At 66.6% G+C, this 17,596-nt stretch carries 13 protein-coding genes; 3 read left to right on the top strand and 10 right to left on the bottom strand.

The window, feature by feature from the left end:
* The first annotated feature begins 1 nt into the window (after window position 1).
* Together ACP7C5_RS03585 and ACP7C5_RS03580 are read left to right on the top strand one after the other, a co-directional pair.
* Window positions 2-1,240: a threonine ammonia-lyase gene (locus tag ACP7C5_RS03585; RefSeq protein WP_133189530.1), complete on the top strand. Its 1,239-nt coding sequence runs from the start codon at window positions 2-4 to the stop codon at window positions 1,238-1,240.
* Window positions 1,241-1,460: 220 nt separating this feature from the next.
* The gene (locus ACP7C5_RS03580; RefSeq protein ID WP_426263195.1) at window positions 1,461-2,264 is read left to right on the top strand and encodes an arginyltransferase; all 804 of its coding nucleotides are present in this window, start codon (window positions 1,461-1,463) and stop codon (window positions 2,262-2,264) included.
* A gap of 13 nt (window positions 2,265-2,277) precedes the next feature.
* Here the strand turns inward: ACP7C5_RS03580 and ACP7C5_RS03575 are convergent, their stop codons facing one another.
* The 5 genes from ACP7C5_RS03575 to ACP7C5_RS03555 form a co-directional block, all read right to left on the bottom strand.
* Window positions 2,278-3,090 (bottom strand): transglutaminase family protein, encoded by an 813-nt coding sequence (locus ACP7C5_RS03575; RefSeq protein ID WP_133189534.1) that lies wholly within the window; start codon window positions 3,088-3,090, stop codon window positions 2,278-2,280.
* The gene (locus ACP7C5_RS03570) at window positions 3,090-4,025 is read right to left on the bottom strand and encodes an alpha-E domain-containing protein (protein ID WP_189675299.1); all 936 of its coding nucleotides are present in this window, start codon (window positions 4,023-4,025) and stop codon (window positions 3,090-3,092) included. The genes ACP7C5_RS03575 and ACP7C5_RS03570 overlap by 1 nt, the downstream gene beginning before the upstream one ends.
* A gap of 40 nt (window positions 4,026-4,065) precedes the next feature.
* A complete protein-coding gene (locus tag ACP7C5_RS03565; protein ID WP_426263194.1) occupies window positions 4,066-5,559 on the bottom strand; it encodes a circularly permuted type 2 ATP-grasp protein in 1,494 nt (497 codons plus the stop codon).
* Between the two features lie 90 nt (window positions 5,560-5,649).
* Window positions 5,650-6,501 (bottom strand): subclass B3 metallo-beta-lactamase, encoded by an 852-nt coding sequence (bla, locus tag ACP7C5_RS03560; RefSeq protein ID WP_426263193.1) that lies wholly within the window; start codon window positions 6,499-6,501, stop codon window positions 5,650-5,652.
* Window positions 6,498-8,537: a protein-disulfide reductase DsbD family protein gene (locus ACP7C5_RS03555; protein WP_426263192.1), complete on the bottom strand. Its 2,040-nt coding sequence runs from the start codon at window positions 8,535-8,537 to the stop codon at window positions 6,498-6,500. The genes bla and ACP7C5_RS03555 overlap by 4 nt, the downstream gene beginning before the upstream one ends.
* 75 nt (window positions 8,538-8,612) lie before the next feature.
* Between ACP7C5_RS03555 and ACP7C5_RS03550 the strand changes: the two genes are divergently transcribed.
* Window positions 8,613-10,259 carry an alkaline phosphatase family protein gene (locus tag ACP7C5_RS03550; protein WP_426263191.1) on the top strand — a complete coding sequence of 549 codons (1,647 nt, stop codon included), beginning with the start codon at window positions 8,613-8,615 and terminating at the stop codon, window positions 10,257-10,259.
* Window positions 10,260-10,424: 165 nt separating this feature from the next.
* Here ACP7C5_RS03550 and ACP7C5_RS03545 read toward each other — a convergent pair whose 3' ends face one another.
* The 5 genes from ACP7C5_RS03545 to ACP7C5_RS03525 form a co-directional block, all read right to left on the bottom strand.
* On the bottom strand, window positions 10,425-11,354 hold the full coding sequence (locus ACP7C5_RS03545; RefSeq protein ID WP_354286861.1) for a right-handed parallel beta-helix repeat-containing protein: 930 nt from the start codon (window positions 11,352-11,354) through the stop codon (window positions 10,425-10,427).
* Window positions 11,355-11,514: 160 nt separating this feature from the next.
* The gene (metH, locus tag ACP7C5_RS03540) at window positions 11,515-14,226 is read right to left on the bottom strand and encodes a methionine synthase (RefSeq protein WP_426263190.1); all 2,712 of its coding nucleotides are present in this window, start codon (window positions 14,224-14,226) and stop codon (window positions 11,515-11,517) included.
* Window positions 14,227-14,385: 159 nt separating this feature from the next.
* Complete coding sequence (locus tag ACP7C5_RS03535; protein WP_322162770.1) at window positions 14,386-15,432, bottom strand: homocysteine S-methyltransferase family protein; 1,047 nt, start codon at window positions 15,430-15,432, stop codon at window positions 14,386-14,388.
* A gap of 127 nt (window positions 15,433-15,559) precedes the next feature.
* Window positions 15,560-16,504: a methylenetetrahydrofolate reductase [NAD(P)H] gene (gene metF, locus ACP7C5_RS03530; protein ID WP_322162768.1), complete on the bottom strand. Its 945-nt coding sequence runs from the start codon at window positions 16,502-16,504 to the stop codon at window positions 15,560-15,562.
* On the bottom strand, window positions 16,501-17,460 hold the full coding sequence (locus ACP7C5_RS03525; protein WP_426263189.1) for an ArsR/SmtB family transcription factor: 960 nt from the start codon (window positions 17,458-17,460) through the stop codon (window positions 16,501-16,503). Before ACP7C5_RS03525 ends, metF begins: the two co-directional genes overlap by 4 nt.
* Window positions 17,461-17,596: the final 136 nt, after the last annotated feature.

Raw genomic sequence — 17,596 nt, 5'->3', positions numbered from 1 at the left:
CATGGCTACTCATCCCCGCCCCGCGCCCGAAACCCTCCCCGTCACCCTCGCCGATGTCCAGGCGGCGCACGCGCGGATCGCCGATCAGATCGTGCGGACGCCGACGTTCATCAGCAAGACGCTGTCCGAGCTGACCGGGGCGACGGTCTATCTCAAGTTCGAGAACCTGCAATTCACCGCTGCGTACAAGGAGCGCGGCGCGCTCAACACGCTGCTGCAACTGCCCGCGGGTACAAGCGGCGTGATCGCGGCGTCTGCCGGAAACCATGCGCAGGGCCTCGCCTATCACGCCAATCGCCTCGGCATCCCGGCGACGATCGTGATGCCGACCAACACGCCGACCGTGAAGGTGACGCAGACCGAGGGCCACGGCGCGACCGTCGTGCTGTTCGGCGACACGTTCGACGCGGCCTATGCGCACGCCCGCGAGCTCGAAGGCGAGCGCGGGCTGACCTTCGTCCATCCGTTCGACGACGTCCGCGTGATCGCCGGCCAGGGCACGTGCGCGATCGAGATGCTGCAGGACGTGCCGAGCATCGACACCTTCCTCACCCCGATCGGTGGCGGCGGCCTGATCTCGGGCATGGCGGTGGTCGCTGCGGCGGCCGACCATCCGATCGAAGTCGTCGGCGTCGAGGCCGAGTTGTTCCCGTCGATGTTCAACCGCATCAACGGCACCGCAATGCCGTGCGCGGGCGATACGCTCGCCGAGGGCATCGCGGTCAAGGAGCCCGGCGGGATCACTTCGGGGATGGTCAAGGCGCTGGTCGACGACATCGTGCTGGTCAGCGAGCGCAATCTCGAACGCGCCGTCAGCCTGTTGCTGCAGATCGAGAAGACCGTGGTCGAGGGTGCGGGCGCAGCCGGCCTCGCCGCGCTGCTCCAGCATCCCGAGCGCTTCGCCGGCAAGACCGTCGGCGTCGTGCTGTGCGGCGGCAATATCGACACGCGGCTGCTCGCCAACGTCCTGCTGCGTGATCTCGCGCGCTCGGGCCGGCTCGCGCGATTGCGGATCCGGCTGCAGGATCAGCCCGGCGCATTGTTCAACGTCGCGCGGATCTTCGATGCCGAACGCGTCAACATCATCGAGATCTATCATCAGCGCGTCTTCACGACGCTCCCCGCCAAGGGCCTGATCACCGATGTCGAATGCGAGACGCGCGACCGCGCGCATCTCGACCGGCTCATCGCCGCTTTGCGCGCCGGGGGCTATGAAGTGAGTACCGTCGAACTCGCGTGACGAAACGAATCTGGCGTGCGGCCAACCGAGTCCCGCGACTCTATCGCAGGGGCCCGGATCGGTGCATTTTATTGCCAGCGCGCTGAATCGATTCAGCAAATGCGGCATTAACCACCAATATTGGTAAAGCCGCTTTTCATCACGTTCGGGAAGATTCATAACGGCGGTGCGAACTGGCCGCCGGGGCGGCAGGACACGATTATTCAAGGGACCCTCCGCGGTGACAGCGCCATTCCGCTTTCCACGATTCTTCGTCACCAGCCCGTCGCCCTGCTCGTATTTGCCCGGTCGCCAGGAGCGGAAGGTGTTTACCGAGTTGCGCGGCGAGCAAGCGAGCGATCTTAACGATGCGCTCGGCCGGATCGGCTTTCGCCGCAGCCAGTCGGTCGCGTATCGCCCGAGCTGCTCGGGCTGCACCGCGTGCGTCTCGGTCCGCGTCGTCGTTTCGGACTTCGAGGCGAATGCGACGCAGCGCAAGCAGTTGCGCAAGAATGCCGATCTCGAAGTTTCCGCCTGCCGTCCGTGGGCGACCGACGAGCAATTCCAGCTGCTGCGCCGCTACCTCGCATCGCGGCATCCCGGCGGCGGCATGGCCGAGATGGACGAAGGCGATTATGCCGACATGGTCGAGCATTCGCCCGTCAACAGCTTCATCGTCGAATATCGCGAGCCGTCGCTCCACGGCGAGCGCGGCAAGCTGATCGGTGCATGCCTCACCGATCAGCATTCTGACGGGCTGTCGATGATCTACAGCTTCTTCGACTCCGACAGCACCGATCGCCCGGGGCTCGGCAACATGATCATCATGGATCACATCCTGCGCGCACGTGCCGTCGGGCTGCCCTATGTCTATCTCGGCTATTGGGTGAAGGGCTCGCCGCGGATGGCGTACAAGATCCGCTATCGTCCGATCGAAGTGCTCGGCCCGCAAGGCTGGGGCCTGCTGGTCGACGAGGATGCGGTCTATTCGCCGCCCGCCGAGAAATACGCGATCATGGCCGAGCAGATGGTAACGACGCGCTGATCCGATCGCGGGGTTATTGCCCCGCCGCGCGATCCACATGGAGGTCGACGTCGAGCACCTCGTCGCCCTCGCCCAACCGGGATCCGGCGACGGGTGCGGCCCCTGCCGAATCGAGCGCGACGGCCACGCGCGCATAGGCTTCGTCGGCGCAGAGGCCCGTGCACGGATCGAACGCTACCCATCCGAGCCCTGCCACATGCGCCTCGGCCCAGCCGTGCGGCGCGGGGCGACCATCCCCGACCTCGATACACGACGGGCTGTAGCCCGAGACATAACGCGCCGGCACGCCGAGCGTCCGCGCCGCGGTGACGAACACCTGCGCCAGATCGCGCGCGCTGACCTTGCCTTCGGCGAACGCCTCGATTGCGGTGCGGCCTGCGACCGGACGCCCGCGACACAGCGCGAAGCGCCTGTGCACCGCCAGATTGAGCGCATGCAGCCGCGCGACCGGATCGGTCTCGCTGATCGCGCTTGAAAAGCCGACGATCTCGGCATTGGGCTTGGTCAGCGCCGTCTCGCGCAGGAACAGTTCGGGCGGCAACGGCTCGTGCCCGCCATGCACGATCCCGTGCGAGCGGTTGGTCAGCACCTCGCCCGAGACATGGATCTCGATGCTGTCGAGCGGTCCCTCGACATACAGCATCGTCGTGCGGTTGCCGAAACCGTCGCGCCCATAGCGCAGCCGTGCATCGCAATCGACGTGCAAGTTCCACCCTGCGACCGACTGGTCGTGCGTATCTTCCGGGGTCAACCGAAGCAGTTGGGTCAGCCGCGCCTGCGGGTTGGTGAAGCGATACGTCGTGCGGTGATCGATCGCGAGCCGCATCAGCTGAACTTGAACTGGCGGCCGACGGCCATGTGGAGATTGTCGTTCTCGGCGATGAAGCCCTGCAGATATTGGTGCAGCCCGCGCGCGATCACTTCGCCCGATTTGGTGCGAGCCAAGCGTTGCTGGCGGGTGCGCGCCATCCGGTCGGCCTCGCCGTGCAGGCCGGTACGCTTGGCGAGCAAATTGAGGATCTCGACGGCTTCTTCGACCGAGGCGGCGAGGCTGCGCGGCAGTTCGGAGCGTGCGATCAGCAAGTCGATGACGTTCGCCGGCTTCAACCCTTCCGAATAGAGCCAGCGATACGCGGTGACTGCGGACACCGTCTGCAGGATCGTCGTCCATTGGTCGCGATCGACCACACCGCCGACCGACTCGCCCTTGGGCAGCAGGATATGATATTTGACGTCGAGCAGCCGTGCGGTGTTGTCGGCACGTTCGATCGCCTGGCCCAGGCGGATGAACCACGTCGTCTGGTTGCGCAGCATGCGGTGCACCGCGCCCTCGAACCCGCGCGTCTCGGCCTTTACCGCCTCGACCAGGTTGAGCGTCGCCATCGCGCCGCCGGGGCTCGAGCGATTGTCGAAGATCAGCCAGGCGCCGTTGATCGCGGTCCAGGCCTCCTTGGTCAGCGCGGTGCGCACCGCGCGCGCATTGTTGCGCGCCATGTCGAGGGCGCGGACGATCGATCCCGGATGGCTGGTGTCGACGGTGAGGAAGCGCGCGACCGAGCTTTGCGAGATGTCCCTGCCGGTTTTGGCGAAGGCCTGGTCGGTCTCGGTCACCGCCAGCGCCGATGCCCACGCCGCCTCGCCCGCCGGGCGCGGTGAGAGGACGTCGAGCCTGACGGTCGCTTCGACGAGCCGCGCGATGAAGTCGGTCCGCTCGACATAGCGGCCGAGCCAGTACAGCGACGATGCAGTACGGCTCAGCATCGCGAGGCTCCGCGGCATGGCGAGGACCGCAGCGCGCCGCTCACGAGACTTGCTCCTGCGATTGCGTCTGCGACTGGAGCGGGTGGGACGGTTGCGCGCCCGCGCCATTGTCCATCAGGACGAAGCTGTCCTTGGTACCACCGCCCTGCGATGAATTGACCACCAGCGATCCCTCTTTCAGCGCGACGCGCGTCAGCCCGCCGGGAACGACCTGGACGCCCTTCGAGCCCGTCAGCACGAACGGCCGGAAATCGACATGGCGCGGCGCCAGGCCTGCCGCGGCAAGCGTCGGTACCGTCGACAGCGCCAGCGTGGGCTGCGCGATGTAGCGGTGCGGCTCGGCGATCAGCGCGGCGCGGAAGCTCTCGATCTCGGCCTTGGTCGCGGTCGGCCCCACGAGCATGCCGTATCCGCCCGACCCGTCGACCAGCTTCACCACCAGCTCGGGAAGCCTTTCGAGCACGTATTTCAGCGCCTGCGGCTCGCGGCAGCGCCACGTCTCGACATTGGGCAGCTTCGCGTCACCGCCCGAATAGAATTTCACGATCTCGGGCATGTACGAATAGATCGCCTTGTCGTCGGCGATGCCGTTGCCCGGCGCGTTGAGCAACGCGACGTTGCCCGCGGCATAGGCCGCGATCAGCCCCGGCACGCCGAGCATCGAATCCGGCCGGAAAACGAGCGGGTCGAGATAATCGTCGTCGATCCGGCGATAGATCACATCGACCTTCACGCGCCCCGCAATCGTGCGCATCCACACGACGTCATCATCGACGACCAGATCGGCCGCCTCGACCAGCTCGATCCCCATCGAATCGGCGAGGAAGCTGTGCTCGTAATAGGCCGAGTTATAGTGCCCCGGCGTCAGCACGACGCAGACCGGCGCGGCGACGCCGACCGGGGCCACCGACTTCATCGTCTCGAGCAAGCGATCGGGGTAGGAATCGACCGCCGCGACGTGGAAATCGCGGAACAGCTCGGGGCATAGCCGAAGCATCGCTTCGCGATTTTCGAGCATATAGCTCACCCCCGACGGGGTGCGCGCATTGTCCTCGAGCACGAAGAAATCGTCGGGTCCGGTGCGCACCAGATCGATCCCGCAGATATGCGCCCAGATGTCGTGCGGCGGGCGGATGCCGGCGATCTCGGGGCGGAATTGCGGATTGCCGAAGATCAGATCGGGCGGCAGCACGCCTTCGGCGAGGATCCGGCGTTCGCCGTAAATGTCGTGCAAGAAAGCGTTGATCGCCTCGACACGCTGGACGAGGCCGACCGAGAGGCGCTCCCATTCGTCGGCAAGGAAGATGCGTGGGACGATGTCGAACGGGATGATCCGCTCGCTCGCATCGCTCTCGCCATAGACGGCGAAGGTGATGCCCAATTGACGGAAAGTTGCCTCGGCCGAGTGTTGGCGCCGGCGAAGCTCGGCGTCGGGGGTGGTCTCGATCCAAGCGCCCAAGGCGGCAAGTTCGTCCCGCGGGGTCGTCGACCCTGCCTGCCCCATGATTTCGTCAAACGCCGGTCGTGTCCCCATCGAGAAGGTAAAGCCCCCAAATACGTCTTGGGTTCCATGCTGCGATGGATTGTTGCGCCGCACAAGCGCTGCCGAAAAGAAATCTGCTGTCTAGCGCGCGCGTTCCTGCGCCAGCGCACTGGCAAAATCGCGCCGCGCTTCCGCGACCAAATGCGGCAGCGCGCTGGGATCGACGAAGGCGTCCACCGCGCCGGCGTCGTGGCGCCTGGCCTGTCCGAGCAGATCGACCTGATCGGGGTGCATCGGCAGCACGATGTCGGCGGGCAGCGTCGCCAGCCGATCGAAGCTGCGGCGATAATCGGCGGCGATGCCGGGATAGGCGCGATTGCCGATCAGGCGATTGCCCGCCACGGTCACGCTGCACGGAAATACGACGTTCAAGCGCCGCCCCCGCTCGACTACCGGGATCGTCCACGTCGTGCAGCCCGGCGTATGTCCCGGTGTCAGCACCGCGGTCAGCGCGACGGTCCCGACGCGGACTTGCTCGCCATCGCGGACGATCCGGTCGACCGGAACCGGCGCAAAGCGGGTGTGGCCGTTCGCATTGTCGGCTTCGTGTCGGCCACGGCGCAGCGCGGAGGCATCGCCGGCCGAGGCGACGAGCTTGGCGCCACTCCAGCGGCGCAGTTCGGCGAACGCAGCGGCATGGTCGAAATGCGCGTGCGAATTGAGGATCCATTTGATCTGGCGTGGCTGCACGCCAATCGTCGCGAGATTGCGTTCGACGAGACCGGCGCTCTGCGCGAGTGGGCCGCTGACGAGGATCGTGCCCGCGCGCGTGACCACCGCGTAGACGCCCAGCCCCTCGGTCCCGACATACCAGACCGGCCCGGCAATGTGGAACGGCGCTGTCGGTCGCGACCAGGCGGGTGGGTTCTGCGCAACCGCCGCGCCTGCCCCGAGGACCAGCGCGGCGAAGCCGGCAAGCGCGCGCGCGATCATAGCGCCGCCAGCATCCCCGGGGTCAGCACTTGTGGCAACACTCGCGGTTCGGCCGCGCCCGGTGCGTAATAGAGATACAGCGGCACGCCCGCGCGGTTATGCGCCTCGATGAAGCGGCCCATCGTCGCATCGCCATTGGTCCAGTCGCCGAGCAGCACTGCGACCTTGTGATCGGCAAAGCTTTTGCGCGTCGCATCGGTCTCGATCGCGGCCTTCTCGTTGACCTTGCAGGTGAGGCACCAGTCGGCGGTGAAATAGACGAACACCGGCCGCCCCGCCTTGCGCAACGCGTCGAGCCGCGCCTCGGTGAAGGGCTCGTTGCCCGCCTCGGCGACCGCTGCCTGCGCCGGCGCGCGCGACACGAGCGCCGCGCCGCCGATCGTCACAATCAGCAAAGCGATCAGCGCGACCCAGCCGAACGCCAGCCCGCGTGCCTGGCGGCGACCGCCGATCCACAACGCGAAGCCTGCGAACAGCGCAGCGCCGAGCCCGAGGATCAGCCCGTTGACCCCTGCCTGCCGCCCGAGCACCCAGGCGAGCGCGAGCGCGGTCAGCCACATCGGCACCGACAGGATGTGACGGAAGGTCTCCATCCACGCACCGGGCTTGGGCAGCCGCTTGCGCAGCGCTGGCACGAAGCCGAGCGTGAGAAACGGGATGGCGAGCCCGAGCCCGAGCCCCGCGAACACCGCCAGCGCCGCCGGCCATGGCAGCACCAGCGCCGCGCCCAGCGCCGCGCCCATGAATGGCCCGGTGCACGGCGTCGCGATGAACGCCGCGAGCGCACCGGTCGCGAACGCGCCGCCTGCCCCGCCCGAGCGATTGACGAATTGCGGCGTCGGAATCTCGAACAGCCCGCCAAGGTTGAGCGACAGCGCGACCGTCAGCAGCAGCAGCACGACGATCGCGCGCGGATCCTGCAGCTGGAACGCCCAGCCGACCGCGGTCCCGCCTGCCCGCAGCGCGAGAATCGCCGCGCCCAAGCCGACGCACACCGCGACGACGCCGCCGGTATAGGCCAGCGCCTCACGCCGCGCTGCGCCCTCGTCGAGATGCCCGCGCGCGAGGCTCAGCGCCTTGAGGCTGAGGATCGGGAAGACGCACGGCATGATGTTGAGGATCAACCCGCCGAGCATCGCGCCGGCAAAAGCGATCAGCGTCGCCATCAGCACGCCGCCGGCCGGCGCCGTCGATGTCGCCGCGGTCGCGGCGACGGTGCCGGCATTGGCGGTCACGCGCAGCCCCTGCTGCGCGCCGATTTGCAGGACGCCGACCAGCGGCGCTGCCCCGCCGGCCGCACCGGCCTTAGTCTCGATTACCAGCCGGTCGCCGTCCTGGCTCACGCTCTGCGGCGCGTTGTAATCGAGCAGCCCGGTCGTGACCGGGTAGAAATAGGCATCCTTGAGCGCAGCACCGGCCGGATAAGGAATCGCGATGCGGATGCGCCCTTCGCTCGCTTGGAAGACGCCCTTCGCATCGAGCGGCTTGGGCACCGCGCGGCGCCACGCATCGAAGCGCGCTTGCGTGTCGGGCGCAATCGCGCCGTCGCCGACGGTCAGCGAAAGCGACAGATCGGCGGCTTCAGGCACGCATACCGTCGCCGAGCAGACGAGATAGGTCGTGTGGAGCGTGATCGGCAGCGCGGTCCCGGCGGCGAGGCCAGCTGGTACCTTAAGCGTGACGAGTGGCGCATAGGGCTTCTCGAACACATAGTTCATCAGCTCGGCGACGACGAGCCGCCCCGGCACCGGATAGATCGGATCGCTTGCGGTCACCCCGTTGGGCAGTTTCCATTCGAGCTTGGCCGGGAAGCCCGCATCGCCCGGATTTTCCCAATAGCCGTGCCAGCCAACCTCGGGCACCGTCGCCAGCGCGACCGTGACGGTCGACCCCGCCGCCGGCGTCGTGCTCTCCGCCACCAGCGTGATCGCGAGGTGATGCGCGCCCGGTGCGCCGATCGTGCCGCCATCGGCTTGCGCCGCGCTTGCCGTCAGCATCGCCAGAACCGTCATCAAGCCGAAATGAAACCAGCGCATTCGCACATCCTTGTAGGTCACGCGCACCAAGGGCATAGCTCGCGCGGGGTCAAGTATATGGCGCGGAGATCACCGATGAAACGACAGGCTTCCCTCGTGGCGATGGCGCTCGCGCTGCTCTCGGCCCCGCTCTCGGCAAAGGAACCTGCGCCGTTCACCCCGCCCGCGAGCGCACCGAAGCTGATCGTGGTCATCTCGGTCGACCAATTCTCCGCCGACCTGTTCGCCGAATATCGCAAGAGCTTCACCGGCGGGTTCGCGCGGTTGCAGCAGGGTGGCGTCTTCCCGAGCGGCTATCAGAGCCACGCCGCGACCGAGACCTGCCCCGGCCATTCGACGATCCTGACCGGTTTGCGCCCCGAACATACCGGCATCATCGCCAACACCTGGACCGACCTCAGCGTCGCGCGCGCCGACAAGGTCGTCTATTGCGCCGAGGACGAGACCGTTCCTGGCACGACGCACGACGGCCAGTACACCGTCTCCGACAAGCACCTGCTCGTCCCCACGCTCGGCGAACGGATGAAGGCCGCCAATCCGGCGATCCGCGTCGTCTCGGTCGCGGGCAAGGATCGCGCTGCGGTGATGATGGGCGGCCACAACGTCGACGAGCTCTGGTGGTGGAACGGCAAGGCATTCGTCAGCTATGCCGGCCGCGCCACCCCCGCGGTCGTCGCGCGTGCCAATGCCGCGACCGCCGCGAACATTGCCGCGCCGCAAGCCGCGCTCGACGTGCCCGAGGTCTGCAAGCCGCACGATCGCGCGGTGCAAGTCGGTGGCGGCAAGACCGTCGGCGCAGGACATTTCGAGCGCGCCGCGGGGAGCGCTTCGGCGTTCCGCGCCTCGCCCGCGTTCGACGGCGCGATCGTCGCGCTGGCGGCGGGGCTCGTGCAGGACATGAAGCTCGGGCAAGGGCCGACCACCGACATCATCGACGTCGGCGCCTCGGCGACCGATTATATCGGCCACACTTATGGCACCGAAGGCGCCGAGATGTGCATCCAGCTCCAGCAGCTCGATGCGACGCTCGGCTCGTTCTTCCAAATGCTCGATTCGACCGGGGTCGATTATGAAGTCGTGCTCACCGCGGACCATGGCGGCAACGACCTTCCCGAACGCGAGGTCGATGCCGGGCTGCCTGCCGCGCAGCGCGCCAAGGTGATGCTCGCCCCCGCGATCGCTGGGAAAGAGATCGCGGCGAAGCTCGGCATCGCAAAGCCCGTGCTGTTCGGCGACATCCCCAATGGCGACGTCTATATCGCCAAGGATCTGACGACCGCGCAGCACAAGGCGGTCGAGGCCGCGGCGATTGCCTATTACAAGGCGTCACCGCAAGTCGCAGAGGTGTTCACCGCCGCACAAATCCGCGCGACGCCGAGCCCCAAGGGACCGCCCGAGAAGTGGACCATGCTCGAGCGGGCGCGTGCGTCGTTCCGGGCCGGGCGGTCGGGCGATTTGCTCGTCTTCCTCCAGCCGCGCGTCACCCCGATCCCGAGCGCGGCGGGCGGCTATGTGGCGACGCATGGCAGCCCGTACGATTACGATCGCCGCGTCCCGATCCTGTTCTGGCGCAAGGGGATGAGCGCGTTCGAACATACCGGTGGCGTCGAGACGGTCGATATCGCGCCGACCCTTGCGCATCAGATCGGCCTGCCGCTGACCGCACCGAAGGTCGATGGGCGGTGCCTGGATCTGAATGCTGGCGGAGCGCCCTGCCGCTAAAATCCCTCTCCCTGCGGGAGCATCGGGTCGGTCATGCCCCCGGCATGACCTAAACAGCGCGGGGCGCTGTTTACCCGATGCTGGTGGCCGAGCGCAGCGAGATCGGGTGAGGGCAGGCTAGAATAGCTGCCCTCCCTTCCCGCTCCCAAAGGGAGAGGGAGATATTCACCGCACTTCGTACGATCGGATCCCAGCCCCCAACCGATTCGCGCCGATCGCAAGCTGATCCCCGCTCATATTGGCGACGAACGCCGGATTGGTCGGCGCACCCGGCGCGAGGCTCGCGTCATTATCCTCGATCCGCAGGCCCGCCGCGCTGTAGGTCTTCGCCTCGGCCGAGACGACGATCAGCCCGCTGTGATTCTCCTTGCGCGCGCCCTGCACGAAGGTGTTGCGTGCGATCAGCCCGGTCGCGCCTTGCGACAGGTCGATCATGTAGTTGGTCTTGCTGCCCTTGGTGTCGTCGAAGCTGTTGTCGGTGATCGTGACGCGCGGCGTGCGCAGCTTGACGTAATGCCCGCCGGTGCCGCGTTCGAAGCGCGAATTGGTGACGGTCACCGATCCGAGATTGGCGAGGTAGATGCTGTGCGAGCAGCTCGGCGTGATGTCGCACTGCCCGAGACCCGCGAAGGTCGAATGGTCGATCGTGATCTTTTGACCGCTGGGCTGGCCGCCGAGAATGCCCTCCTGATTGTCGAGGAACATCGAGTTGCGCACGACGAGATCGCCGACTTCGCTGCGGATCCCAGCGCCATTGCCGTCGCCGACCGCGATCTTGCGGAAGACGATGCCGTCGACCACCGAGCTCTGCCCGCGCAGCACGAACGCCGCCTTGTCCTCGCACGCCGTCCCCTCGAAGATCGCGGTACCCGGCGTCACCGCCTTGAAGGTGATGTGCCCGCCCGACTGGATCGTGCATTGATGATAGACGCCGGGTGCGATCAGGATCGTCGCGGTGCCCATGCGGATCGACTGCACCGCCTCATCGATCGTCTGGAAGCCTTGGCCGGTCCCCTCGATCGTGAAGGGCGCGCGCTGCTGCGCGGCGGCGGGGGCGGCGATCGCGATGGCGAGCAGGGGTAGAATGCGACGCATGGGGCTGGCTCCTTTGCGCGGCACGATGCCCGCGGGGAGGCTAGGTGGGAAGGCTAATTGAGGGTTAACCTCGCACCGTCACCCCGGACTTGGTCCGGGGTCCATACGAGACGGCAGATGACTCGCATGGATGCCGGATCAAGTCCGGCATGACGTTGGGTCAGTCCAGATTGGGCCGCAACCAGCGGGTCGCGGTCGCCAGATCGACACCACGCCGCTCGGCATATTCCTCGAGCTGGTCGGGCCCGACGCGCGCGACACCGAAATACTCGGCCTGCGGATGGCCGAAATAGAAGCCCGACACCGCTGCGGTCGGCAGCATCGCAAAGCTTTCGGTCAGCGTGATGCCGGTCGCGTCGGTCGCGCCGAGCAGCTCGAACAGCATCGGCTTCTCGCTGTGGTCGGGACACGCCGGATAGCCCGGCGCCGGGCGGATGCCGCGATAGTGTTCGCGGATCAGCGCCTCGTTGGTGAGCTGCTCGCCCTCGGCATAGCCCCACAATTCGGTGCGGACATGCTGGTGGAGCCGCTCGGCGAACGCCTCGGCGAGACGGTCGGCGAGCGCTTTGAGCAGGATGTCCGAATAGTCGTCATTGTCGGCCTTGAAGCGCGCGAGATGCGCGTCGATGCCGTGCCCCGCAGTGACCGCGAAGCCGCCGATCCAGTCGCCTGCCGGATCAATGAAATCGGCAAGACACATGTTGGCGCGCCCCTCGCGCTTGGCGATCTGCTGGCGCAGGAAGGGCATCCTCACGTCTTCAAGCCCCTCCCCTTCAGGGGAGGGGTTGGGGGTGGGGGAGGTCTCACCGAGACTGTCGGCGGCGGACGCGCTGGACGGCTCCACCCCAACCCCTGCCCTGAAGGGGAAGGGCTTTGCGGAAATCACCACGTCGTCCCCCTCACGCCGGCACGGCCACAGCCCCGCCACGCCCTTCGCGGTCAGCCATTTCTCGGCGATGATCTGGTCGAGCATCTTCTGCGCATCGGCGAACAGCGACGTCGCGCTCTCCCCAACCACCGAATCGGTCAGGATCGCCGGGTAATTCCCCGCCAACTCCCACGCGCGGAAGAACGGCGTCCAGTCGATCAGTTCGCGCAGATCGGCGAGATCCCAATCCTCGAACACGTGGAGGCCCGGCTGCTTCGGTGCTTCGGGCTTGAGTGCCATGTCGGCCGGGAAGGCATTGGCGCGCGCCGCCTCGATCGGGATGAGCTCGCTCTGCCCCTTGTTGGCGCGCGCGATCCGCACCGCTTCATATTCGTCGGCGGTCTTCTGGACGAAATCGTCGCGGATCGTATCGCTGACGAGCGTCGAGGCGACCCCGACCGCACGGCTCGCGTCGAGCACATGCACGACCGGCCCATCATAGGCCGGCGCGATGCGCAGCGCGGTATGGACCTTCGAGGTGGTCGCGCCGCCGATCAACAGCGGCATCGTCATGCCCGCGCGCTTCATCTCCTCGGCAACGGTCACCATCTCGTCGAGCGACGGCGTGATCAGCCCCGACAGGCCGATCATGTCGGCGTCATTCTCCTTGGCGGATTTGAGAATGTCCGACCACGGCACCATCACCCCCATGTCGACCACGTCGAAGCCGTTGCACTGGAGGACGACGCCGACGATGTTCTTGCCGATATCGTGCACGTCGCCCTTGACGGTCGCCATGATGATCTTGCCCTTGCCGCGCGCGCCGGGCTCCTTCGCCGCCTCGATGAAGGGCAGCAGATGCGCCACCGCCTTCTTCATAACGCGCGCCGACTTCACCACCTGCGGCAGGAACATCTTGCCCGATCCGAACAGGTCGCCGACGACGTTCATCCCGTCCATCAGCGGGCCTTCGATCACTTCGATCGGCCGCGCGAATTGCTGGCGGCATTCCTCGGTATCGTCGACGACATGCGCATCGATGCCCTTGACCAGCGCATATTCGAGCCGCTTGGTTACCGGCAGGCTGCGCCATTCGGCGGCGGCCTTCTCGGCGACGGCATCGGTGCCCTTGAAGCTCTCGGCCATCGCGATCAGCCGCTCGGTCGCGCCGTCATCGGAATTAAGGATGACGTCCTCGCACGCCTGGCGCAGCTTGGGGTCGATCGCGTCGTAGATGTCGAGCTGCCCCGCATTGACGATCGCCATGTCGAGCCCCGCGGGAATCGCATAATAGAGGAACACCGAATGCATCGCGCGGCGTACCGGCTCGTTGCCACGGAAGCTGAACGACAGGTTCGACAGCCCGCCCGAGATATGCGCGTGCGGGCAGCGCGCCTTGATGTCGCGGCACGCCTCGATGAAGTCGACCGCGTAATTGTTATGCTCCTCAATCCCCGTCGCCACCGCGAAGATGTTGGGATCGAAGATGATGTCCTCAGGCGGAAAGCCGATGCCCATCAGCAGGTCGTACGCCCGGCCGCAGATCTCGAGCTTGCGCGCGCGCGTGTCGGCCTGGCCGACGGTGTCGAACGCCATCACCACCACCGCGGCGCCGTAGTTCATCACTTTCCGCGCCTGGGCGAGGAACTGGTCCTCGCCTTCCTTCATGCTGATAGAATTGACGATCGGCTTGCCCGAAACGCACTTCAACCCCGCCTCGATCACCGACCATTTCGAGCTGTCGACCATGAACGGGATGCGCGCGATGTCGGGCTCGGCGGCGATCAGCTTGAGGAAGGTGGTCATCGCATACTCGGCGTCGAGCAGGCCCTCGTCCATGTTGACGTCGAGCACCTGCGCGCCGCTCTCGACCTGCTGGCGCGCGACTTCGACCGCGGCGGGGTAATCGCCCGCCATGATGAGCTTCTTGAAGCGCGCCGATCCGGTGACGTTGGTACGCTCACCGATATTGACGAAATTGGTGGAGGAGTTCGCGATCGTCATTTTGCCTGCTTCTCCCTCTCCCGCTTTCGCGGGAAAGGGTTGGGGTGAGGGTCTTCTTCTGCGCGACGCAGGACCCGATTGAAAACGTAGTAGGAAAAGAAGGCCCTCACCCGGCCTCTCCCGCAAGCGGGAGAGGGGAAGAAGGCAGTTCGCTCCCGGCTAAGCCGCCATCGTCATCGGCTCGAGCCCCGCCAACCGCGTCACCACCGGCGGCACCGGCAGCGCGCGCGGGGGCAGCTCGCCGACCGCCTTGGCGATCGCCGCGATATGCGCCGGGGTCGATCCGCAGCAGCCGCCCAGCACATTGACCTGCGCGTTGGCCGCCCATTCGCGCACCAGCCCCGCGGTGGTCGACGGCTGCTCGTCATATTCACCGAGCTCGTTGGGCAGCCCGGCATTGGGATACACCATGATCAGCGTATCGCAGATGTCCGACAGCGTGCGCACATGCGGCCGCAGCTGCTCGGCGCCGAACGAGCAATTGAGCCCGATCGTCACCGGCTTGGCGTGGCGCACCGCGTGCCAGAATGCCTCGACGGTGTGCCCCGACAGGTTGCGCCCGGAAAGATCGGTCAGCGTCATCGACAGCATGATCGGCACGTCGCGACCGAGCGTGTCGGCCGCTTCGAGCACCGCCATGATCCCGGCCTTGGCGTTCAAGGTATCGAACACCGTCTCGATCAGGATGAAATCGGCGCCGCCTTCGAGCAGCGCGTCGACCTGCTCGCGGTACACGTCCTTTAGATAATCGAAGTCGATCTCGCGGAAGCCCGGATCGTTGACGTCGGGGCTAAGCGACAGCGTCTTGTTGGTCGGCCCGACCGCGCCCGCGACGAAGCGTGGGCGGCCGTCCTTTGCCTGGAACTCGTCGGCGAGTCGGCGCGCGAGCTTAGCGCTCTCGACGTTGATCTCGCGCACGAGATGCTCGGCGGCATAATCGGCCTGGCTGATGCGGTTGGCCGAGAAGGTGTTGGTCTCCGCAATATCGGCGCCGGCTTCGAAATAGGCGCGGTGGATCGCTTCTGGCACCTCGGGCTTGGTCAGCGCGAGGATGTCGTTATTGCCCTTCTGGTCCTTGGCGAGGCCGAGCGTGCCTGCATAGTCGGCTTCGGAGAGCTTCCAGTTCTGGATCTCGGTGCCGAATGCGCCGTCGGTGATCAGGATGCGCTTGGCGGCTTCGGCGAGGAATGTCTGGCGGGTGGTCATGATCTTGTTCCTTCTAAGCCCCTCCCCTTCAGGGGAGGGGTTGGGGTGGGGAAGTCCGACAAGCCGATGGCTCGGTGAGACATCCCCCACCCCCTTCCCCTCCCCTGAAGGGGAGGGGTGAAATCCGTTACGCCGCTTGCGCCGCGATCAGCGCCGGCTGCCCGCGAATGCCGAGCAGATGGCAGATCGCGTAGCTGAGCTCTGCCCGGTTGAGCGTGTAGAAATGGAAGTCACGCACCCCGCCTGCATACAAGCGCCGGCACAGTTCCGCCGCGATCGTCGCCGACACCAACTGGCGCGCAGCGGGACGATCGTCGAGCCCGTCGAACAGCGTCCCCATCCAGTCGGGTACCACCGTGCCACACATCGCCGACATGCGCTGCACCGCGCCGAAGTTCATGATCGGCATGATCCCCGGAACGATCTCGGCGTCGATCCCGGCCTTGGCAGCGGCATCGCGGAAGCGGAAGAAGGTCTCCGCCTCATGGAAGAACTGCGTGATCGCGCGCGTCGCGCCGGCATCGAGCTTGCGCTTGAGATTGTCGAGATCGGCCGCCTCGCTCACCGAATCCGGATGGCATTCGGGATAGGCCGAAACCGAAATCTCGAACGGGTGGAGCTTGCGCAGACCCGCGACGAGCGCCGCGGCATTCTCATACCCACCGACCGGCGACTGGAACTTCTGACCCGCGACGGGCGAGTCCCCGCGCAGCGCGACGATGTGGCGCACCCCCGCCTTCCAATATTCGTCCGCGATCGCGTCGATCTCCTCGCGCGTCGCATCGACGCAGGTGAGGTGCGCCGCTGCCGGAATGTCGGTCTCGCGCGCGATCCGGGCGACCGTCGCATGCGTCCGCTCGCGCGTCGTGCCGCCCGCGCCGTACGTGACCGAGACGAAGCGCGGGCCGAGCGGCGCGAGCGTCTGAACCGACTCCCACAGCGTCTCCTCCATCTTCTCGGTCTTGGGCGGGAAGAATTCGAAGCTCACCCGCGCGTCGCCCGCGATATCGGCGAACAACGGCGCTGCAAGCGCGAGCCGCGCCTCCTGCATCTGCTTTACCGAAACCGTCATGCCGCCTTCACCTCTGCTACGCGTTGGCCGACCTTGCGGGCGAGCCACAGTTTGACCGTCAATTCCCCGCCCTCGAGCGTTTCGATCCGGGCCGGCGCCAGCCCCGCCGCGGCGAACCACGTTTCGATCTGATCGTCCGCGAAGCCCAGGCGGGTATGCGCATCCTTGGCGCGCAGATCCTCGCGGTCATGCGCCGCGAAGTCCGCGATCAGCAGGCGCCCCCCCGGTTTCAACACGCGCGCGGCCTCGGCAATCGCCGCGCCGGGTTGCTGCGCAAAGTGCAGCACGTGGTGGACGATCGCGAGGTCCGCCGCGTCGTCGCCGAGCGGCAGCGCATAGAGATCGGCCTGGCGCAGTTCGGCATTGCTCAGCCCGCGCTCGGACAGTTTCGCGCGCGCGAGCCGCAGCATTTCGGAACTGCGATCGATCCCGAGCGCTTGCCCTGCCCGTCCCGCGAACAGCTCGAGCATCCGCCCGGTGCCGGTCCCGATGTCGATCAGCTGGCCGATCGGCGCGTCGCCAAGCACCGCCGACATCGCCGCCTCGACCTCGCTCTCGGCGATGTGGAGCGAGCGAATCGCATCCCACTGCCCGGCATTGGCCTCGAACCAGCTTGCCGCCGAGGCCGCGCGATCGGCGCGGACCGCAGCGAGCCGCGCCGCATCGGCGACCCGCCAATGATCGGGCTCGATTTCGCCCCACGCATCGAGCGCGGTCGCTATCGGGCCGACGGTGGCGCCGCTGCCGAGCGCAACGAATACCCAGCTGCCTTCCTTGCGCCGCTCGGCAAGCCCCGCGTCGCACAGGATTTTCACGTGCCGCGAAACGCGCGGCTGGCTCTGCCCGAGCACTTGCGCGAGTTCACCGACCGACAGCTCCATCGTCCGCAACAAGGCGACGATCCGCAGCCGCGTGGCGTCGGCAAGCGCGCGAAAGATATCGAGGGCAATGGTCATTGTGGCATCACATATAAAGATATCTTTATATGAGGTCAACGCGGTTCGAACGCCCCTATTCCGAGACTGGCAGCGCAACAACATGCCGTCCGCGGAGTTGAAGCCCCCGACCCCATCCTCTAGCGTGCGCCCATTG

The sequence above is a fragment of the Sphingomonas sp. PWP1-2 genome (assembly GCF_049898305.1).
GTDB classification, from domain to species: Bacteria; Pseudomonadota; Alphaproteobacteria; order Sphingomonadales; family Sphingomonadaceae; genus Sphingomonas; species Sphingomonas glacialis.
This window is presented reverse-complemented; position numbering and strand designations above follow the sequence as displayed.